The 20,287-nt window shown below is 66.2% G+C and carries 19 protein-coding genes; 12 read left to right on the forward strand and 7 right to left on the reverse strand.

Annotation, left to right across the window (positions count from 1 at the left end; genetic code table 11):
* Positions 1-2 precede the first annotated feature (2 nt).
* The 4 genes from HR9077_RS17495 to HR9077_RS17510 all read right to left on the reverse strand — a co-directional run bounded on the left by HR9077_RS17495 (position 3) and on the right by HR9077_RS17510 (position 5,428).
* On the reverse strand, positions 3-1,922 hold the full coding sequence (locus tag HR9077_RS17495; protein WP_136068587.1) for a TRAP transporter permease: 1,920 nt from the start codon (positions 1,920-1,922) through the stop codon (positions 3-5).
* 105 nt (positions 1,923-2,027) lie between these two features.
* The gene (locus HR9077_RS17500; protein ID WP_136068588.1) at positions 2,028-2,972 is read right to left on the reverse strand and encodes a TAXI family TRAP transporter solute-binding subunit; all 945 of its coding nucleotides are present in this window, start codon (positions 2,970-2,972) and stop codon (positions 2,028-2,030) included.
* A 352-nt stretch (positions 2,973-3,324) separates the two neighbouring features.
* Entirely contained in the window at positions 3,325-4,293 is a 969-nt protein-coding gene (locus HR9077_RS17505; protein WP_136068589.1) for a PDR/VanB family oxidoreductase, read from the reverse strand.
* 79 nt (positions 4,294-4,372) lie between these two features.
* Positions 4,373-5,428: an aromatic ring-hydroxylating dioxygenase subunit alpha gene (locus HR9077_RS17510; RefSeq protein WP_136068590.1), complete on the reverse strand. Its 1,056-nt coding sequence runs from the start codon at positions 5,426-5,428 to the stop codon at positions 4,373-4,375.
* 125 nt (positions 5,429-5,553) lie between these two features.
* On the opposite strand from HR9077_RS17510, the gene HR9077_RS17515 reads away from it, so the two are divergent.
* The 4 genes from HR9077_RS17515 to HR9077_RS17530 all read left to right on the forward strand — a co-directional run bounded on the left by HR9077_RS17515 (position 5,554) and on the right by HR9077_RS17530 (position 8,599).
* Positions 5,554-6,267, forward strand: coding sequence for a GntR family transcriptional regulator (locus HR9077_RS17515; RefSeq protein ID WP_136068591.1), 714 nt, complete (start codon positions 5,554-5,556; stop codon positions 6,265-6,267).
* A gap of 196 nt (positions 6,268-6,463) precedes the next feature.
* Positions 6,464-7,216, forward strand: a complete 753-nt coding sequence (gene pcaH / locus HR9077_RS17520; RefSeq protein ID WP_136068592.1) for a protocatechuate 3,4-dioxygenase subunit beta — start codon at positions 6,464-6,466, stop codon at positions 7,214-7,216.
* On the forward strand, positions 7,213-7,863 hold the full coding sequence (gene pcaG, locus HR9077_RS17525) for a protocatechuate 3,4-dioxygenase subunit alpha (protein WP_136068593.1): 651 nt from the start codon (positions 7,213-7,215) through the stop codon (positions 7,861-7,863). The genes pcaH and pcaG overlap by 4 nt, the downstream gene beginning before the upstream one ends.
* A 241-nt stretch (positions 7,864-8,104) precedes the next feature.
* The gene (locus tag HR9077_RS17530; RefSeq protein WP_136068594.1) at positions 8,105-8,599 is read left to right on the forward strand and encodes a glutathione peroxidase; all 495 of its coding nucleotides are present in this window, start codon (positions 8,105-8,107) and stop codon (positions 8,597-8,599) included.
* Between the two features lie 19 nt (positions 8,600-8,618).
* On the opposite strand, the gene HR9077_RS17535 is transcribed toward HR9077_RS17530, so the two are convergent.
* Positions 8,619-9,014 carry a DUF7079 family protein gene (locus HR9077_RS17535; RefSeq protein ID WP_136068595.1) on the reverse strand — a complete coding sequence of 132 codons (396 nt, stop codon included), beginning with the start codon at positions 9,012-9,014 and terminating at the stop codon, positions 8,619-8,621.
* A gap of 209 nt (positions 9,015-9,223) precedes the next feature.
* Here HR9077_RS17535 and fabV point away from each other — a divergent pair, with 209 nt between their 5' ends.
* Genes fabV through HR9077_RS17550 form a run of 3 tightly spaced genes read left to right on the forward strand, consistent with a single transcriptional unit; the run spans position 9,224 to position 12,080 of the window.
* Positions 9,224-10,432 carry an enoyl-ACP reductase FabV gene (gene fabV / locus HR9077_RS17540; protein ID WP_136068596.1) on the forward strand — a complete coding sequence of 403 codons (1,209 nt, stop codon included), beginning with the start codon at positions 9,224-9,226 and terminating at the stop codon, positions 10,430-10,432.
* Positions 10,433-10,441: 9 nt separating this feature from the next.
* Positions 10,442-11,131: a DUF2959 family protein gene (locus HR9077_RS17545; RefSeq protein WP_136068597.1), complete on the forward strand. Its 690-nt coding sequence runs from the start codon at positions 10,442-10,444 to the stop codon at positions 11,129-11,131.
* The gene (locus tag HR9077_RS17550) at positions 11,115-12,080 is read left to right on the forward strand and encodes a GlxA family transcriptional regulator (RefSeq protein WP_210725959.1); all 966 of its coding nucleotides are present in this window, start codon (positions 11,115-11,117) and stop codon (positions 12,078-12,080) included. Before HR9077_RS17545 ends, HR9077_RS17550 begins: the two co-directional genes overlap by 17 nt.
* 16 nt (positions 12,081-12,096) lie before the next feature.
* On the opposite strand, the gene HR9077_RS17555 is transcribed toward HR9077_RS17550, so the two are convergent.
* Both HR9077_RS17555 and HR9077_RS17560 read right to left on the reverse strand, forming a co-directional pair.
* Entirely contained in the window at positions 12,097-12,747 is a 651-nt protein-coding gene (locus tag HR9077_RS17555) for a class I SAM-dependent methyltransferase (protein ID WP_136068598.1), read from the reverse strand.
* Positions 12,748-12,841: 94 nt separating this feature from the next.
* A complete protein-coding gene (locus HR9077_RS17560; protein ID WP_136068599.1) occupies positions 12,842-13,636 on the reverse strand; it encodes an SDR family NAD(P)-dependent oxidoreductase in 795 nt (264 codons plus the stop codon).
* 318 nt (positions 13,637-13,954) lie between these two features.
* Here HR9077_RS17560 and HR9077_RS17565 point away from each other — a divergent pair, with 318 nt between their 5' ends.
* The 5 genes from HR9077_RS17565 (at position 13,955) to astB (ending at position 20,283) form a co-directional block, all read left to right on the forward strand.
* A complete protein-coding gene (locus HR9077_RS17565; protein ID WP_136068600.1) occupies positions 13,955-15,169 on the forward strand; it encodes an aspartate aminotransferase family protein in 1,215 nt (404 codons plus the stop codon).
* Positions 15,170-15,222: 53 nt separating this feature from the next.
* Positions 15,223-16,287, forward strand: coding sequence for an arginine N-succinyltransferase (locus tag HR9077_RS17570; protein WP_136068601.1), 1,065 nt, complete (start codon positions 15,223-15,225; stop codon positions 16,285-16,287).
* Positions 16,287-17,318, forward strand: coding sequence for an arginine N-succinyltransferase (gene astA, locus HR9077_RS17575; RefSeq protein ID WP_136068602.1), 1,032 nt, complete (start codon positions 16,287-16,289; stop codon positions 17,316-17,318). The genes HR9077_RS17570 and astA overlap by 1 nt, the downstream gene beginning before the upstream one ends.
* 104 nt (positions 17,319-17,422) lie before the next feature.
* Positions 17,423-18,904 (forward strand): succinylglutamate-semialdehyde dehydrogenase, encoded by a 1,482-nt coding sequence (gene astD / locus HR9077_RS17580; RefSeq protein ID WP_136068603.1) that lies wholly within the window; start codon positions 17,423-17,425, stop codon positions 18,902-18,904.
* On the forward strand, positions 18,901-20,283 hold the full coding sequence (astB, locus tag HR9077_RS17585) for an N-succinylarginine dihydrolase (RefSeq protein WP_136068604.1): 1,383 nt from the start codon (positions 18,901-18,903) through the stop codon (positions 20,281-20,283). The genes astD and astB overlap by 4 nt, the downstream gene beginning before the upstream one ends.
* The last annotated feature ends 4 nt before the right edge of the window (positions 20,284-20,287 follow it).

Consider the following 20,287-nt stretch of genomic DNA (forward strand, 5'->3'; position numbering starts at 1 on the left):
AATCAACTCCTTCCAGATAGACTCGGGATCAGCCGAGTGCGAAATATGAGAACCACGCCTACACAGATGGCCAGCAGATTGACCAGATAGCCACCCCAGCCCAGCGAGAACGGTAATATTCCCGCCAGCGCAATCATACCCAGAAGCACGCGTTCCATGAGGCCCAGAGACCGGGTCAGATAGCCGTAGATGGCGCCGGTCGCGAACCAGACTCCCACCAGCGCCCCGATGAGTTGCCATATGATGTCGGCGGGGGCGGCCTGCATGACCAGGCCGGGCTCGAACACCATGACGAAGGGGATCAGGTAAGCCACCCAGCCCATGCGGAACGCCTGCCAGCCGGTCTTCATCGCTTCGGCGCCGGCCATGGTCGCGGCGGTAAAGCTGGCCAGGGCGACGGGAGGCGTGATCATCGACAGCATGCCGAAGTAGAGCAGGAACATGTGCGCTGCAATGGGGTCGATCCCGGCTTGCACGAGGGCGGGGCCGATCAGACTGGCCAGAAGCACGTAGACCCCTACGGTGGGCATCCCCATGCCCAGCACGACACTGACGAGCGCCGCGATGATCAACAGTAGCATCAGGCTACCTTCCGCCATCGCCACCAGATTCAGCGTTAGGGAAAACGCCAGGCCCGAGATATTCAGGACGCCAATGACCATCCCGGCGGCGGCCGCGATGATGACGATCTCGATCATGCCTTTACCCGCGTCGGGAAAGGCGCGCAGCAGATCGCCCAGGTGACTGCGCTTGCCGCGGTAGGGCAACACCAGTGCCAGCACGGCCAAGGCCAGGGCGGCTGCGAGTGCGGCGAGTTCCGGACGCCAGTTCAGGCCGAAGAGGCCGAAGATGAGGATCGCGAAAGGGGCGACGAACTGCCAGCCATCCGCCAGCACGCGTCGCAGCGGACGAATTTCCACGTCCTCGGGCAGGGACATGCCGTTCGCGGCGGCGTGGGCGTCGATGTAGAAGAAGATCGCCAGGTAATAGAGCAAGGATGGGATCACCGCCGCCAGGATCACCGTGCCGAAAGAAATCTGCAGGAACTCCGCCATCAGGAAGGCGGCCGCCCCCATGATCGGGGGTGCCAGTTGCCCGCCGGTGGACGCCAGGGCCTCGATGGCGGCGGCCATGTGGGGCTTGTAACCCGCCCGGCGCATCAGCGGCAGGGTGACGCCGCCCGAGGCCGCGACATTGGCGACCGCGCTGCCCGAGACGCTACCGAAGAGAAAAGACGAGACCACTGCAATCTTCGCCGCCCCGCCTCGCGAACGTCCCACCAGGGCCAGGGCCAGGTCGTTGAAGAATGCACTACCGCCGGAACTGACGAGAAGCTGACCCAGAAAGATGAATGAAAACACCATGCTGGCCGTGACCATCAGTGGCAAGCCGATCAGGCCGTTGGTGTCCATGACCACGTAGATCGCGAGCCGGTCCCACAGGATCTGTCGCGTCATCCCGAAGGGGAGCAGGTAACCGACGAGGCCGTAAGCGAGAAACAGGGCCACGATGACAGTCAGTCCGGGTCCGGTCAGCCGGCGTACGGCCTCGATCGTCAGCAAGCCGATAACGAGGCTGACGACCAGGCCGTCCACGGGCCGGTAGACCAATTCGTTGACGATCGTCGGGTAGCTCAGGGCGATATAGCCCGCGGCACAAAAGCCTGCCAGCGCCAGAGTCGGATCGAGGAAGCGAAGCCGTCCGGTGAAACGGGGCGCCACGAGAAAGGCCATGCCGAGCGCGAAGGCCAGAATTGCGGCCAGATACTGTTCGGTGTACAGGCTGAATCCCAGACGCTGCGGGACATCCAGCGCTTGAAGAATGGCGCAGAGACTCATGATCGTGGCCAGCGTCACCGTCAGCAGGCCATAGGGAGTGGATCGTCGTGGGGTGCCTGGAGATGAGAAGGTCATGGCGGTCATCCAGCAATCAAATAGTGGCAAGGTCCGGGCGCCTGCTGCGACCGCGGAAAGAGACGCGCATCCCACGGACGAGCCGTTGCGGTGTCCGTGAGGGAGTCGCGCTCCTTAGTTGTCGTTGTTCAGCACATTGAGCGCGCCGGGATGGTAGGGAACGCCAATATCGACATACATGGCCTCGGGATCCATGCTCTGAAACGCGCTGAAGGAGTCGACAAGCGCCTGCTTGTTGTCACGCAGGATCGTGACGATGCGCGCCACCGTCTCGTCGGGCACATGGGTACCCACGACCAGCAAGTAGTCATAGGCCATGACCGGCGTGGGAGTGTCGATGCCCGTCAGGCCCTCGCGTGGCTCGAGGGTCTCCATATAGGCTTGCGGGACGACCTCCTGCAGGCGGGATTCCGTCTCGTCGTCTTCCGGCAAGGGCAGAAATCGGACGCCGCCCGTGGAAGCGTCGACCTCGGTCACCTTGCCGGAACCGGCGGCGAAGAAGGCGCCCTCGGCCCGGCCAGCCACGAAAGCCTCCGCACCGCGAATGATATTGGGCACCATGACGTGCTCGATGTCAGATGGCTTGAGGCCGCCCGCGGCGAGTATCGCGTCGAGCACGCGATTCATCGTGGCCTGACTGGTGAAGCCGTAGGTCACGGCGTGCCCGGCCAGGTCGGCAACCGTCTGCATGTCGCTGTCGTCGCGCACGAAGACCCCCACCCGAAAGGGATAGAGACGTGCGGCCGGCGCAATATGTTCCAGGGCGTGGCCTTCGAAGTAGCCATGGCCCGAGATCGCATCGCTGACCTCGATGGCATTGGCAATGCCGAGATCAAGTTCCCCCATGTCGATCAGTGGCAGATAGGAGCTGGTGCCCGCACTGGGTTGCACCAGGGCGTCCATGCCGTTTTCCGACAGCACGCGTGCAATTGCGGCCCCCATGGAATATCCACTGGTGCCCTGACCCATCGTGCCGATGCCGAGTTGCTGTGCTTGTGTCGCCGAGGCGAGCAGGAAAAGCGCCGCAAAAGCGACAGTTTTTATTTTGAGATGGCTCATATTGACTCCTAAGACCTTCGCGAACGGCTTATTGTCATGCTTGGGATTTTGATTGTGTAATAATCTCGTATTTTGAGACATTATACGTTTGTTTATGCGACCAAGTGGTAACATCGCAGGGTGGGAAAGAATCCAAACGCAGTCAGCCCGGGATGCGACGCCACTCGGCGCCTATTGGCGGGCCTGCCGCTCGAGAGGAAAGAGACGGGAACGCCGCCGATATTCGCAACGATGGCGCGATACGCAGCGCAGCCATATCGCGCCGCGGGTCATCGTGAAGGAAACGCGTGAGGACGGCGGTGTCCCGGGGTCAGGCATCAGGGCACCGCCAGCGGGGATGGATAGGTGGGTCTTACAAGTCCAGCACCAGCATCTTGCTCTTGGCGCGTGAGCAGCATGGCGTGAACTGGTCGTTGGCGGCGCGCTCGTCGTCGTCGAGATAGAGGTCGCGGTGGTCCGGCTCGCCCTCCAGAACGCGTGTCAGGCAGGTGCCGCAGACGCCCTGTTCGCACGACACCATGATCTCGACGCCGTTTTCGCTCAACACCTCGTAGACGCTCTTGTCCTTGGGCACCGAGAAGGTCGCGCCGCTGCTGGCGATCTTCACGTCGAAACTCTCGTCGTCCTCGGAACTCGTCTCCACGCCGCTGAAATACTCGGTATGCAACTGCGACGACGGCCAGCCATTCGCCTTGCAGGTCGACATGACGTGATCGATGAAGCCGCCGGGGCCGCAGACGTAGATATGCGTCTCGTCGTCCGGCTCGCCGACGACGGTCGCGACATCGAGCTTGCCGGCTTCCGGGGCGTCGTCGTAATAGAAATGCACCCGGTCGGCATAGGCCGACTGTGAAAGGCGGTCGGCGAAGGCCATGCGCTCCCGCGAGCGGGCGCAATAGTGCATGTCGAACTGTGCCTGGGTGTGCGACAGGCGCTCGGCCATGCACAGGATCGGGGTGACGCCGATGCCGCCGGCGAACAGTACCGAGCGCTTGGCGGGCTCGAGCGGGAAATGATTCTTGGGCGCGCTGATCTGCAGGAGATCGCCCTGTTCGATCTCGTCGTGCATGGCGACGGATCCGCCGCGAGAAGTGGGCTCGCGCAGGACGCCAATGAAGTAGCGGTCGCGTTCCTCGGGGTGGCCGAACAACGAGTATTGGCGAATCACGCCCTCCTTGACGCGCACATCGACATGCGCGCCGGCGCTGAAGGCAGGCAGCGGACGCCCGTGGGGGTCGGACAGCTCGTAGCTGACGATGTCTTCGGTTTCCTGACGCTTCTGGGTGACTCTGACGAACAGAGACAGCGTGCTATCGTTCATGGAATGACCTACTGCCGGATAATCGGCGAACCGGGAAAGGGCCGGCGCGCACGCCGGTCCTTTCGTTATGCGATGTCCATCAACCGGCGGCAGCCTGCCGTTGCGGCTGTGCGTTTTCTTCCTTGAGGATCCGGTCGATGACCCGACGTGCCTGAACGCCGCCGCCGTCGATGTTGAGCATCAGCAAGCGGCGGTCCGGATAGCGAAGCAGGTTGCGCTGCTGGGACTCGAGCATCTCCAGATCTTCGGAGAAGATCTTGCCCTGACCTTCGCGAATCTGCTCGGTGAGGGCCTCGTCCTGCGGATTGAAGTTGCGCGCCATGCCCCAGAAGTACCAGATCGAGGTCTCGGTTTCCGGCGTGATGAAATCGACCACGATGCTGGCGGCCTTGTATTCGGCGGGGGCGTCGTAGCCGCCCTTGCCGGCGTGCGCGACCCCGACTTCGATCAGGATGTGGCTGGGCGGCGTGAAGCGGCAGATCTGCCAGCGATCCACCGGCACGTCGTCGGCGAGGTTGTTGCCGCGCAGCGCGGATTGCCAGAACGGCGGCGCGGGGATGTTTTCCATGTGCCGGGTGGTCAGCACTTCGTCGCCATTGACCTTGGTTTCCGGTGCGGCCTCCTCGATCTCGGGCTGGCCGATGCTGGACGCATGCACGTAGGTCTCATGGGTCAGGTCCATGAGGTTGTCGATCATCAGGCGATAATCGCAGTCGATGTGATAAAGGCCGCCGCCATAGGCCCATTCGGGGTCGTTGGCCCAGTGCAGCTCGGGAATCTGATCGGGGTCGGCCTGTTCGGCGTCGCCGGGCCAGACCCAGATGAAGCCATGACGCTCGACGACGGGGTAGGCCTGGATGCTGGGAAAGCCGCGCACGCGTTGTCCCGGCATGCTGGAGCACTTGCCGTCGCAGCCCATTTCGAGGCCGTGATAGCCGCACACCAGCTGGCCGTCGCGCACGAAGCCCAGCGACAGCGGGGCGCCACGATGGGGACAGAAGTCTTCCACGGCGGCGACCTGGCCGCCCTCGGCGCGGAAAAAGACGATTTGTTCGTTGCAGATCGTGCGGCCCAGCGGCTTTCCCTCGATCTCATCCGGTGTGCAGGCCACATACCAGGTGTTCTTGGGGAACATGGTAATCTCCTCATGATTGGTAAGTTTTGTTGTTCTTTGGATCCAAAGTAAAGGTTTTTGGCCCGTATAGCGTCAAGTTATCCTTTAGTTGGATCCAAAAAATCGGACGCGACAGGAGCGCCTAGATGCCGGATAAATCGGGAAAAAGTGGCCGCCTCGATGTCATTGCCAGTTTGCGAAAACTCATCAGCGAAGGGGTCTACGCCCCCGGCGAGCGGCTCAAGGAGCTGCACATCGCCGAGCGGCTCCAGGTTTCGCGAATGCCGGTGCGGCTGGCCTTTCGTACGCTCGAGCAGGAAGGCCTGCTGCAGAAGACCGGCACCCGCGGCTATGTCGTGCGTCAATTCTCGGAAGAGGATGTGCTGTGCGCGGTGGAAGTGCGCGGCGCGCTCGAGGGGCTTGCGGCTCGGCGTCTCGCGGAACAGGGCATGAGCGAGGTCGTGGAGGCAAGGCTGCGGGAGTGCCTGGATCGGGGCGAGGCTCTGCTCGAGAAGGGCTATCTGATCAAGGCGGATATCGAGGGCTGGAGCGGCCTCAATCAGGATTTTCATCGCGCCATCGTCGGCGCTACCGGCAGTAGCGTCATCCACGACGCGATCGCGCGTAACGATCACTTGCCCTTCGCGTCCGCCGACTCGATCGTCATCGACGACGCGGCGCTGGATCGTGAATATGGCAAGTTGCGCATGGCTCATGCGCACCATCAACTCGTATTCCAGGCATTGTCGCGTGGCGAAAGCGCTCGGGCAGAGATGCTGATGCGCGAGCATGCCTATATAGGCGTCCGCTACGGCGACCTCTTTGGCCTGGGCCAGGGCCCGGGGCTGTCAGGGCGGTGACGAGCGGCGGCGAGGGTGTTCCAGCGGGCCTTTCTTCAGCGTGCGCGCGGGGCGGATAGATATAACCCATGGGTTATAGGGCCAGGGCGACTTTTCATTTCACTGCCTCCTGGAAAGCGAGGGAGACTGGTGTCACAGGCTCGTTTCGGCGGGCCGCTTTCATTTCCATGACGATGCCAGCCATCGAGGACCGCCCATGAAGAACACGGACAACAAGCGCTTCATCCCGCGCGAGCGCAACTGGCATCCACCGGCCTATGCGCCGGGCTACAAGACCACCGTGGCCCGCTCGCCGCGACAGGCGCCGGTGAGCTTGCAGCACCCTTCACGCTCCGAACTCACCGGACCGAACTTCGCCTCGCTGCGGCTGGGCCCGCACGACAACGACCTGCTGCTCAACTTTCGTGAAGACCCCGCGCTCGCCGGGCAGGCCGGCCTGCCGATCGGCGAACGTATCGTCATGTTCGGCCGCGTGGTCGACCAGCTCGGCAAGCCGGTTCCCGAGACCCTGGTCGAGATGTGGCAGGCCAACGCCGGCGGCCGTTACCGGCACAAGAAGGATCAGTACATGGCGCCGCTGGATCCCAACTTCGGCGGGGTGGGGCGCTGCATCACCGACGAGCAGGGCTGGTATCACTTCCGTACCATCCGCCCCGGCCCCTATCCCTGGCCCAATGACATCAATTCCTGGCGTCCGGCGCATATCCACGTGTCGGTGATGGGCCCGGCGATCTCCACCCGCCTGGTGACCCAGATGTACTTCGAGGGCGATCCACTGATTCCGCACTGTCCGATCGTGCACACCCTCAACGATCCCGAAGCGGTCGACACCCTCATCGGACGGCTCGACATGGCGCGCAGCCGGTCGATGGATTACCTCGCCTATCGCTTCGATATCGTCACGCGCGGCGAACTCCAGACCTACTTCGAACCCGGAGCGACGCTATGAGTCAACGACCGACCCTGAGCCAGCAACCGACCCACGGCGGTTGCGTACTGTATCGCGAGACGCCGTCGCAGACCGCCGGCCCCTATGTGCATATCGGCCTGGCGCTGGATGTCGCCGGGATACCGCTGCGCGACGAGGAGATCTGGAGTCGTCTGGCCACGCCCGAGGCGGACGGCGAGCTGATCGAGGTGGTCGGTACGGTGATCGACGGCAACGGTGATCTGGTGCGCGACGCCTTCCTCGAAGCCTGGCAGGCCGACGCTCATGGCGACTATCAGCCCGATTATGCCCTGAACCGGCCATTCAACAGCTTCGGGCGTACCGCCACCACCGCCGAGGCCGGCAGCGAGTGGTCGTTCACTACCGTCAAGCCGGGGCGGGTGCCGGCGGCCAACGGCAAGCCGATGGCGCCGCATATCAACCTGGCGATATTCGCCCGGGGCATCAATGTGCACCTGCAGACGCGGCTGTACTTCGACGACGAAGGCGAGGCCAATGCCGAGTGCCCGGTGCTCGGTGCCATCGAGTCGCCGACACGTCGCCAGACGCTGATCGCGCGGCGCGAAGAGGGCGCGAACGGCACACCCCGCTATCGTCTCGACATCCGCCTGCAGGGCGACGGTGAAACGGTCTTCTTCGAATTCTGAAGTGAGTCGCCGTTGCATAGAGAACCCCCGCCATCCCGAGATGGCGGGGGTTCTTCGTTATCGTCAGGCGTCCGGGCCCGATACTTGCACAGGTGACTGGCCCGGGTATTAAAATCGTGGGAGGTCGTGTTTCGGTCGCTATTCTGTAGGCGTGTGGCTCGGAGGGTCGGGCATCGGCTTGCTGGCGTGCCGCTGGCTGACGTGTCATCTTCGTGGTTCAGCGAAAGCGAATAGATGGGTTATGCAGATATACAATCAAGATTGCCGCACCTCGAGCGGTGAACCCTTCAATCTGCGCGCCCTGCGTGGCCAGGTGCTGCTGGTGGTCAATGTCGCCAGCCGCTGCAGCTACACGCCGCAGCTCGCCGAGCTCGAACGGCTCTATCGGCGCTATCGCTACCAGGGCTTTACCGTGCTGGCGTTTCCCTGCAACCAGTTCGCCCACCAGAGTCCGGAATCGGCACGCGCCTTCGGGGCCTTCTGCGAGCGTGAATACAATGTGACCTTTCCGGTCATGGAGAAGGTTCGGGTCAATGGCCGGCATGCGCATCCGCTGTTCGTGCTGTTGCGCCGTCAGGCCCCCGGAATGCTGGGCAGCACCCCGATCAAGTGGAACTTCACCAAGTTCCTGGTCGGCCGCGACGGCCAGGTGATCCGCCGTTTCTCGCCGCGCGCCGACCGGCTGAGCATCGTGCCGGAGCTCGAAAGGGCCCTGCAGATCCCCTTCTCGGCCTAGCCGCCATCGCCCCGGCCCCTCAACGCGGCGGCTGCTGGCCGCGGACGACCATCAGGCGGGTCATCAGGGTGTTCCAGCGCGGCCGGGTGAGCATCGTGGTGAGCCCCGAGAACAGGGCCCAGAAGCCCTTGCGCCAGCCATGAAGCCGGCGATTGTGACCGACCAGCTGACGCAGCAGGCGATCCTCGTCGATGTCGCGCCAGCTGTCGGTGACCCCCATCTGCCGCCGGGCCAGCACCGGGGCGAGTTCCAGACGGAAGATCCACTCCAGCTGCTCGAGACTCAGCTCGTGGCGTTCGATCACTTCGATCATGCGCGCGTAGTCGGTTTCGCGGGGCTCGCTTTCCCGCCACAGCGTCGCCAGGGCGAGCCACAGTTCGCCCCGCTCGTCGACCAGGGTTTGCGGATCCTTCATGGCAGGGGCCTCCTCGGTGGCGATAGAGTGTGCAGGGTACGCGCCGGTGTTGCGAGGCGCGGTCGTTGCGCGTGGCTGTCCGACGCCCGGGGAGCGGGGCGGACAGTGCGCCGGCAAACCGCTAGAATAGCCGCATCGGCCGGTCCCGGTGAAACGGGGCTTCAGGCAAGGAACGTCCAAGTTATTCCAATAGAGAGTCGAGGTCTGACGTGATCATCAAACCCAAGGTCCGCGGTTTCATCTGCACCACTACCCATCCCACCGGCTGCGCGATGAACGTGCTCGAGCAGATCCAGGCGACGCGTGCCGCGCTCGGTGAACGCAAGGCCGCCGACGCGGGGCCGAAGAAGGTCCTGGTGATCGGCGCCTCGAGCGGCTATGGCCTGGCGGCGCGGATCACGGCGGCGTTCGGCTACGGTGCCAGCACCCTGGGGGTGTTCTTCGAGAAGCCCGGCAGCGAGAAGAAGCCGGGCACCGCCGGCTGGTACAACTCGGCCGCCTTCGATCGCTTCGCCAAGGAGGAGGGACTCTACAGCAAGGCCATCAACGGCGATGCCTTCGCCCACGAGACCCGCGAGAAGGCGATCGAGATTATCAAGCAGGACCTCGGCGAGATCGACCTGGTGGTCTACTCGCTGGCCTCGCCGGTGCGCAAGTTGCCCGACAGCGGCGAACTCAAGCGCTCCGCGCTCAAGCCGATCGGCGAGACCTACCGCGCCACCGCCATCGACACCAACAAGGACGCGATCATCGAGGCCGAGGTCGAGCCGGCCAGCGAGCAGGAGATCGCGGATACCATCCAGGTGATGGGTGGCGAGGACTGGGAGCTGTGGATCGACGCGCTGGACGAGGCCGGGGTGCTCGCCGAGGGCGCCAGGTCGGTGGCCTTCAGCTACATCGGCACCGAGATCACCTGGCCGATCTACTGGCACGGTGCGCTGGGCAAGGCCAAGGAGGATCTCGACCGCGCCGCCGGCGAGATCGACAAGCGCCTGGGCGAGAGCGGTGGCGGGGCCAATGTCGCGGTGCTCAAGTCGGTGGTCACCCAGGCCAGCGCGGCGATCCCGGTGATGCCGCTGTACATCGCCATGGTCTACAAGGTGATGAAGGAGCAGGGCCTGCACGAAGGCACCATCGACCAGCTCAACCGACTGTTCCGCGACCGTCTCTACGCCGACACGGCGCCGGAGACCGACGATGCCGGGCGCCTGCGCCTCGACGACTGGGAGCTGCGCGACGACGTCCAGCAGGCCTGCAAGGAGCTGTGGCCGAAGGTGACTACCGAGAACCTGTTCGAGATCACCGACTACGCCGGCTACAAGCATGACTTCCTCAAGCTGTTCGGCTTCGAGCGCGACGACGTCGACTACGACGCCGAGGTCGAGCCGGTCGCCGACTACGACGTCGTCCAGCTGTAAGGCGAGGTCATGATTCGGAACATCCGACACGGGGCGGGACGCTTGTTGCTGGGGGCGCTGCTGCTCGGCGTGCTGGGCGCAGCGGCCGGCTGCCAGAGCGTCTACTACGGGACCCTGGAGGAGATCGGCATCCACAAGCGCGATGTGCTGGTCGACCGCGTCGAGGATGGCCGCGACGCCCAGCAGGATGCGCAGGCGCAGTTCGACTCGGCGCTCGAGCAGTTCCGGGCGGTGGTCGAGGTGCCCGACAGCGAACTGTCGCGGGCCTACGAACGCCTGAAAAGCGAGTACGCGCAGAGCGAGAACGCCGCCGAGCGTCTCGAGGCGCGCATCGCGGCGATCGAGGAGGTCGCCGAGGCGCTGTTCGACGAGTGGCAGGACGAGCTCTCGCTCTACGAGAGCGACGAGTACCGGCGGCTCTCCGAACGGCAGCTCGATGCCACTCGCGAGCGCTACGCGGCACTGCGCGAGGCGATGCACGAAGCCGCCGAGAGCATGCAGCCGGTGCTCGCGGCGATGCGCGACAACATGCTGTTCCTCAAGCACAACCTCAACGCCCGCGCGATCGGCGCGCTGCGCGGCGAGGTCGACGGCATGGAGCGTGATGTCGTCGCGCTGCGCCAACGCATGCAGGCCGCCATCGCGCGTTCGAACGCCTTCATCGCCGAACTCGATCGTCGCGATGCCCCAGGAGAGTAACCCGGCGGGTGTGCCCCGGCAGGTCGGCTTCGTGTTGCTGCCGGGTTTTTCGCTGCTCGCCCAGGCGTGTGCCCTGGAGCCGTTGCATGTCGCCAACCTGCTGGCCGGCGAGCGACTGTATACGCCATCGACCTTCGGCCTCGACGAACGCGCGGTAAAGAGCGCCGCCGACCTGGCGCTGTCGCCGCACAGCGTGGCCGGCGACGATGCCGGCGCGCTCGACATGCTGTTCGTCTGCGCCCCGGCGGCGGTCGCCGGCGAGCATGCCGCGCTACTGGCGTGGCTGTCGCGCCTGGCCGGTCGTGGGGTGGCGCTGGGCGGTATTGCCGGCGGCACCGAGGTGCTGGCACGCGCCGGCGTGCTCGACGGCTATCGCGCCACGCTACCCTGGCAGAGTGCCGAGTCGTTCGTCCAGGCGCATCCGGCGGTGCGGGTCAGCCAGCAACTGTTCGAGATCGATCGCGATCGGCTGACCTGCGGCGGCGGCACCGCGTCGATGGACATGATGATGACGCTGATCGCCCAGCATCATGGCCAGCCGCTCGCCGAGCGGATCTCCGAGCATTTCGTCTGCGAGCGGATCCGCATGGGCGACGAGCCGCAGCACGTGCCGTTGCGTTCGCGCCTCGGCCACGCCCCGCAGAGCCTGACCGATGCCGTCACGCTGATGGAATCCAACGTCGAGGAGCCGCTGACCACCCACGAACTGTCCACCCACCTGGGCATCTCGCGACGTCAGCTCGAGCGGCTGTTCAAGAAATACCTGCAGGCGGTGCCCAGCCGCTACTATCTCGACCTGCGCCTGCAGCAGGCCCGCAAGCTGTTGCGCGAAACCGACCAGGCGGTCGGCGACATCGCCCTGCAGACCGGGTTCTCCTCCGGCGCGCATTTCTCCACCGCCTATCGCAACCATTTCGGCATGACCCCGCGCGAGGAGCGCCTGGGTTAGCCGCCATGACCGACCGTTAGTCGGGCGACCCGGTATCGACAGTCGCCGGCGGCGCTTTCCTCGCCAGCAGAGCCCGGAACAGCGCGCCCATCATCACCGGTCGATCCTCCTCGATGACGAAGCCCGCCCCGCGCAGCAACGGGCCGGCCTGGCGGGTGATGTCGGTGGCGATGACGCTGGTGATCCCGTTCAAGGCGCGCCGGCCCCATCCCGAAGGGTGATCGTCGGGCTGAAACTTGTCCATGACACACAGCTGACCATCGTCGGCGAGCACCCGATAGGCTTCGCGAATGCCCTGCTCGGGGTCCGGCATCACCGCCAGGATCAGGTGCATGATCACCACGTCGAAATGGCCATCGGGGTAGTCGAGCCGTTCGGCGTCCATCTCGCGGGCGTCGAAGTCGAAGCCCAGCGCATCGGCGCGGGCGCGAAAGCGTGCCACCATCGCCGGGCAGAGATCGCCGGCGTGCAGTTCGATATGCCGGGGGAGGTAGCGCAGGTCGAGCCCGGTACCGGCGCCCACGACCAGCACCCGCTGTCCGCCCCACCAGTCCACGGCATCCAGGGCTCGGCGCCGCGCCCGGCGAAAGGCGCGGTCGGCGATCAGGTCGTAGACCGGGGCGTACAGCGAGTAGCGCAAACGGTTCCAGGCGGTGATGTTGAACATGGCGATCGTCCCCAGTGCGTGACACGTGCGACTCCACGAGCCTAAAGGGGATGATAGCGCTAGTTATGTGTCAACGGCTCGCGACGTCAGCGCGTCACGCCATGGTATCGACGATCCCGCCCTCGACGCGCAGCGCCGCGCCGGTGGTGGCGCTGGCCTGCTGTGAAGCCGCGTAGACGCTCATGTTGGCGACTTCTTCGGTCGTCGCCAGGCGCTGGATGATCGACGAGGGGCGGTTCTCCCTGACGAAGCGCGCTTCCATCTCGGCCTGCGAGACGCCCGCCTGGTCGGCGGCCTGCCTGATCATGTCGAGCACCCCTTCGGAGCGAGTCGGCCCCGGCAGGATGGCGTTGACGGTGACGTTGGTGCCGCTGAGCACCTTGGCCAGCCCGCGCGAGATCGACTGCACGGCGCTCTTGGTCATGCCGTAGTGGACCATCTCGCTGGGGATGTTGAGCGCCGACTCGCTGGACAGGAACTGGATGCGCCCCCAGTCGCGCTGCTTCATGCCCTGGGCGTAGTGCCGCGACAGGCGCACCGCGCTCATCACGTTGACGTCGAAGAACTGTTGCCAGGTGGCGTCGTCGATCTCGAAGAAATCCTGCGGGGCGAAGATGCCCACGTTGTTGATCAGGATGTCGGTCTCGGGCCGGGCATCGATCAGCGCCTGGCAGCCCTCCGCGCTGCCCAGGTCGGCGGCCACGCCGGTCACCCCGGCCCCGGGTACGACTTGCTCGATGGCCTCGATGGCGGCATCGACACGGGACTGGGTGCGCCCGGTCACGGTCACCTCGGCGCCGGCCCGGGCCAGGCCCTGGGCGATGGCGAAGCCGATGCCGGCGGTGGAGCCGGTGACGATGGCGCGCTTGCCGGTGAGATCGATCTGCATGGGTTTCTCCCTGTTCGGTGGCAGTCGGCGCTCGGCCGTGGCTGCGGGTGTCAAACAATGTCCTTGCTAATCGCCTGCCAACTAGATGGTGTCGACCTGCGACGATCACAAGTGGCCGCTGCCTGACGCTATCGCTTGTGGCCTCCCTGGCCGCCGCTTTTCATAATTCATCGTCCCATTGCTGTAAGCCCGAGCGACGCGCGCTCCTTATACTCGACTGGGTCGTGCACGAACGTCGACACGCGGGTCGTTCCGCGCCGTTCGGCGATCGCCGCGCGATTCCTGTCAACCGATCCCTGCCACCGGATGGAGCTCCCCATGACCGACACCCCGACCCGCGCCGATTTCGATCGTTACATGGTGCCCAACTACGCGCCGCAGCAGAGGATCCCGGTGCGCGGCGAGGGCAGTCGCCTGTGGGACCAGGAGGGCCGCGAGTACGTCGACTTCGCCGGTGGCATCGCGGTCAATTCGCTGGGTCACTGCCATCCGGTGCTGGTCGGCGCGCTCAAGGAGCAGGCCGACAAGCTCTGGCACCTGTCCAACGTCTACACCAACGAGCCGGCACTCAAGCTCGCCCGCGCGCTGGTCGAACGGACCTTCGCCGACAAGGCGTACCTGTGCTCATCGGGCGGCGAGGCCAACGAGGCCGCGCTCAAGCTGGCGCGGCGCTGGGCCCACGACACTCACGGCGAGCGCAAGTCCAGGATCGTCTCGTTCCGCCAGTCGTTCCACGGCCGCACCCTGTTCACCGTCAGCGTCGGTGGCCAACCCAAGTATTCCGAGGGGTTCGGTCCGGTGCCCGGCGGCATCGTCCATGGCGAATTCAACGACCTGGAAAGCGTGCGCGAGCTGATCGACGCCGATACCTGCGCGGTGATCGTCGAGCCGCTGCAGGGCGAGGGCGGCATCGTCCCGGCCACCCAGGCGTTCCTCGAAGGGCTGCGCGCGCTGTGCGACGAGCACGACGCGCTTTTGATCTTCGACGAGGTGCAGTCGGGCATGGGCCGCCCCGGCACCCTGTTCGCCTACATGCGCTACGGCGTGACCCCGGACATCCTGACCAGCGCCAAGTCGCTGGGCGGGGGCTTCCCGGTGGGGGCGATGCTGACCACCGATCGCATCGCCCCGGTCTTCAAGCCGGGCACCCACGGCTCCACCTACGGCGGCAACGCCCTGGCCTCGGCGGTGGCGCTGGCGGCGCTCGAATACATCGATACCCCGGAAGTGCTGGCGGGCGTCCAGCGCCGTCACGAGCGCTTCCGCGAGCATCTCGACCGGCTCAACTCGAAGTACGGGGTGTTCCAGGACGTGCGCGGCATGGGCCTGCTGATCGGTGCGCAGATGGCGCCCGAGTACGAGGGGCGCGCCAAGGAGATCCTGCCGCTGGCCATCGAGGAGGGGTTGATGGCGCTGATCGCCGGGCCCGACGTGCTGCGCATGGCGCCGTCGCTGGTGATTCCCGAAGCCGACATCGACGAGGGCATGGCGCGTCTCGACCGGGCCATCGCCCGCTTCGTCGAGTCGGCATGAACACCCAGTCGTCATCGATGAGTTCGCCGATGCCACCGACGAGAGGAAGCGCCATGCTGGTCGTGCGTCCCGCCAAGCCGGCCGACCTGCCGGGCCTCGAGCGTCTGGCAAGCAGTGCCACGCCACGTCTGACCAACCTGCCGACGCACCGTGACCGGCTCGAGGAGCGGATCACCCGCTCGCAGCGCTCGCTGTCCCGGGAGGTCGATTTTCCCGGCGACGAGAGCTACACCTTCGTGCTCGAGGATCTGGATCGCGGCGAAGTGGTCGGCACCGCCACCATCCGCGCCCATGCCGGCGCCCAGGAGGCGTACTACACCTATCGTCAGGAAACGCTGATCCACGCCTCGCAGCAGCTCAACGTGCGTCGCGAGGTGCAGACGCTGTCGCTGTCCCACGAGGTCTCGGATGCCAGCCTGCTGTGCGCACTGTCGCTGGATGCGCGCTACAAGGGCACCAGCGCCGAGAGCCTGCTGCGCCGCTCGCGGCTGATGTTCATCGCCCAGTATCCGGAACGCTTCGCCGAGATCCTGGCGATCGCCTTCCCCGGTTACCTGGACGACGACGGCGAGTCGCCATTCTGGAATAGCGTCGGTCGGCACTTCTTCGCCCGCGGCTATCAGGAGATGAACCACCTCGCCGGGGTGCGCTCGAAGAGCTTCATCGCCGAGGTGATGCCGCAGTTCCCGCTCTACCTGCCGCTGCTCACCCCGGCGGCCCGCGCGGCGATCGGTCAGGAGCACCCGGCGCACGAGCCGGCGCTGGCCGAGATGCTCGCCGAGGGCTTCGCGCGCTCGCGGCACGTCGACATCTTCGACGCCGGTCCGCTGGTCAAGGCCGATCGCGAGCGCCTGGCGACCTTCCGTCACAGCACCTGGCATCCGGTGCGCATCCGGCCGGCCGGTGCGCTGCCCGACGCCGAGCCGGCGCTGATCGCCAACCAGAAGCTCGGCGATTTCCGCTGCGTGGTGGCGCGCTATGCGCTGTCGCCCACCGGCCAGTTGATGCTCTCGCCCGAGCATGCCGCGGTGCTCGGCGTCGAGGAGGGTCGTGCGGTTCTTGCCACGCCCCTGGCGCTGCCCGATGCGGAAGACACCATCGACGAGGGGGAACTGTGATGCGCATTCGTCCCATCGCCCGCGGCGACATCGACGGCCTGCAGCAGATCGCCCAGGAAACCGGCGTGGGCTTCACCTCGCTGCCCGACAACCGTGACTTCCTGGCCGGCAAGATCGACTCGGCGGTGCGCGCCTTCGCGCAGCAGACCCCGGTCGACGACCGGCTCTACTTCTTCGTCCTCGAGGACGACGCCAGCGGCGAGCTGGCCGGCTGCTGCGCCATCGAGGCCCAGGTGGGCCGCGAGGTCCCGTTCTACCATTACCGGCTGGGCACGCTGGCTCACTCCTCGGTACAGCTCGACCTGCACCGTACTATCGACACGCTGTTTCTGAGTTCGGACCATACCGGAGACGCCGAGGTGGCCTCGCTCTACCTGCGTCCGGAATACCGCGGCGGCCAGCGCAATGGTGCCTTGCTCTCCCAGGCGCGCTGGTTGTTCATGGCCCAGTTCCGCGACAGCTTCCCCGACAAGGTGCTCGCCGAGATGCGCGGCAAGTTCGACGACAACGGCATAAGCCCCTTCTGGCAGTGCCTGGGCAGCCATTTCTTCCCGATGGACTTCAACGAGGCCGACCGGCTCACCGGGCTGGGCCAGAAGAGCTTCATCGGCGAATTGATGCCCAAGTTCCCGATCTACACCACCTTTCTGAGCGACGAGGCGCGCGCCTGCATCGGCGAGGTCCACGCGCACACCCGGCCGGCGCTGGAGATGCTCAAGAAGGAGGGGCTGCGCTGGGAGGGCTACATCGACATCTTCGATGCCGGCCCCACGGTGGAAGCCTACATCGACGACGTGCGCGCGGTGCGTCACTCCCGGCTGTGTCCGGTGGAGATCGTCAGCGACTCGCGGGCCGGCGCGTCGAACGGCGGGCGGCCGGCCTGGCTGGTGTCGACCACCCGCATGGAAGACTTTCGCGCCAGTTGGGTCGGCCGCGGTCCCGACGCGGACGGCAGCCTGGCGCTGACCGACGCCGAGGCGCACCGGCTGGGCGTCACCAGCGGCGATACCCTGCGGGTGCTCGAAAGCTGAGCTTCGAGCTTCGAGCTTCGAGCGAAGGGGTGGCGAACGTTGTGTGTTGACTGAAGCTGCCTCTCGCGGCTCGCGGCTTACAAACCAATCACCAGGAGCGATGTATGAACGCCAAGCAACAACTGTTCATCGGCGGCCGCTGGCTCGACGGCGAGGCCGAGCGCTTCGCCAAGAGCGATCCGATCACCGGCAATACCCTGTGGCAGGCCGATGCCGCCAGCGCCGAGCAGGTCGAGCGGGCGGTAGCCGCCGCGCGCCAGGCGTTTCCCGACTGGGCGCGGCTGGGCTTCGAGGCCCGGCTGGCGGTCGTCGAGCGCTTCCGCGACGCGCTCGAGGCCAGCCGCGAGGAACTCGCCGAGAGCATCGCCCACGAAACCGGCAAGCCGCTGTGGGAGGCGCGCACCGAGGTCGGCGCGATGATCGGCAAGGTGGGCATCTCGGCCACCGCCTATCGCGAGCGTACCGGCGAGCGCAGCCGCGACGTGGCCGGTGCCAGGGCCGTGCTGCGGCATCGCCCGCACGGGGTTCTGGCGGTGTTCGGCCCCTACAACTTCCCCGGTCACCTGCCCAACGGACACATGGTGCCGGCGCTGCTGGCCGGCAACTGCGTGGTCTTCAAGCCCAGCGAGCAGACCCCGATGACCGCCGACCTGACGCTGCAGTGCTGGCAGGCCGCGGGGCTGCCCGACGGCGTGATCAACCTCGTCCAGGGCGGTGCGTCGGTGGGGCAGGCGCTGGCCGGCGCGGGCGACATCGACGGCCTGTTGTTCACCGGCAGCGCCAGGATCGGCAAGCTGCTGCACCAGCAGTTCGCCGGCCAGGTCGACAAGATCCTGGCGCTCGAGCTGGGCGGCAACAATCCGCTGGTGGTCAAGGACGTGCCGGACGAGGATGCCGCGGTATTGACCATCCTGCAGTCGGCGTTTCTCTCCGGCGGTCAACGCTGCACCTGCGCGCGGCGGCTGCTGGTGCCCGAAGGGGGGGCCGGCGACCGGCTGATCGAGGCGCTGACCGATGCCATCGCCAGGCTGCACGTCGCCGCACCCTTCAGCGAGCCGGCGCCGTTCTATGGCGGGCTGGTCAGCGTGGCGGCGGCCGACGGCCTGCTCGAAGCGCAGGAAAAACTCGAGGCGCTGGGCGGCACCGTGCTCGCGCGCATGAAGCGCCTGGTCGGCGACACCAGCCTGCTGTCGCCGGCGCTGATCGACGTCACCGGCCTGGCGGTGCCCGACGAGGAGCATTTCGGGCCGCTGCTCAAGGTGCATCGCTACCGCGACTGGGACGAGGCGATCGCGCTTGCCAACGACACCCGCTACGGGCTTTCCGCCGGACTGATCGGCGGCGACCAGGCCGACTGGGACGACTTCCTGCTGCGCATTCGCGCCGGCATCGTCAACTGGAACCGTCAGACCACCGGGGCATCGAGCGACGCGCCGTTCGGCGGCATCGGCGACAGCGGCAACCATCGCCCCAGTGCCTACTATGCCGCGGATTACTGCGCCTACCCGATCGCCTCGATGGAGAGCGAGGCGCTGGTGCTGCCCGACAACCTGCCGCCGGGCGTGACGCTGGGGGAGGGCTCATGAGCGCGACCTCGAACGATGCCGATACCCGGCGCGGGGTGCGCGAGGTCAATTTCGATGGCCTGGTCGGCCCCACCCACAACTACGCCGGGCTGGCCCACGGCAACGTGGCCTCGATGCGCCACGGCGGGCTGGCCTCCAACCCTCGCGAGGCCGCGCTGCAGGGCCTGGCCAAGATGAAGGCGCTGGCCGACGCCGGTTACGCCCAGGGGGTGCTGCCGCCGCAGCAGCGCCCCGATCTCGGTGCGCTGCGCGATCTGGGCTTTGGCGGCAGCAATGCCGAGGTGCTCGAGCGCGCCGCGCGCGAGGCGCCGCAGCTGTTGCGTGCGGTGTGCTCGGCCTCGAGCATGTGGACGGCCAACGCCGCCACCATCACCCCGAGTCGCGACGCCGCCGACGGCCGGGTGCATTTCACCCCGGCCAACCTGCAGTCGAGCTTTCATCGCTTCCTCGAACCGCAGACCACCGGGCGGGTGCTGGCGGCGATCTTCCATGACCCGATGCACTTCGCCCACCATCCGGCGCTGCCGGCGACCCCGGCGTTCGCCGACGAGGGCGCGGCCAACCACACCCGGCTCGCCGCCGAGCATAACGCGCCCGGCGTGCATCTCTATGTCTACGGTCGCCAGGCGTTCGACGGCGACGCCAAGCGCGAGCCCGGGCGCTACCCGGCGCGCCAGACGCTGGAAGCCAGCCAGGCAGTGGCTCGCCAGCACGGCCTCGGCGAGGATCGGACCGTGTTCGCCCAGCAGCATCCCGGCGCCATCGACGCCGGCGTGTTCCACAATGACGTGATCGCGGTGGGCAACGGCCCGGTACTGCTCTACCACGAGATGGCCTTCCTCGACGAGCAAAGGACCCTCGACGAGCTGCGGCGCAAGATGGCCTCGCCGTTGATCCCGGTGCGCGTGCCCGTCGAGGCGGTGAGTCTCGACGACGCGGTGAGCACCTACCTGTTCAACTCGCAGCTGCTCTCCGCTCCGGACGGCTCGGGGGCGATGACCCTGGTGGTACCCGGCGAGTGCCAGGAGAACGAGGCGGTGTGGCGGACGATCCAGGACCTGCTGCTGGCCGGCCACAACCCGATCAACGAGGTGATGGTCAAGGACGTCAAGCAGAGCATGCGCAATGGCGGCGGGCCTGCCTGTCTGCGCCTGCGGGTGCCGCTCTCTGAGGTCGAGCGCGCCGGGCTATCGGGACGGGTGCTGCTCGACGACGCGCTGTACGGCGAACTCACCGGCTGGGTCGAGCGCCACTACCGTGACTCGCTGACTCCGGCGGATCTCGCCGATCCGCAGCTCGCCGACGAGACGTTGACCGCGCTCGACGAACTGACGCGGATTCTCGAGATCGGCGATGTCTATCCGTTTCAACTCGCTTGACGTC

It is taken from the genome of Modicisalibacter radicis, from assembly GCF_900961225.1.
Classification (GTDB): Bacteria; Pseudomonadota; Gammaproteobacteria; order Pseudomonadales; family Halomonadaceae; genus Modicisalibacter.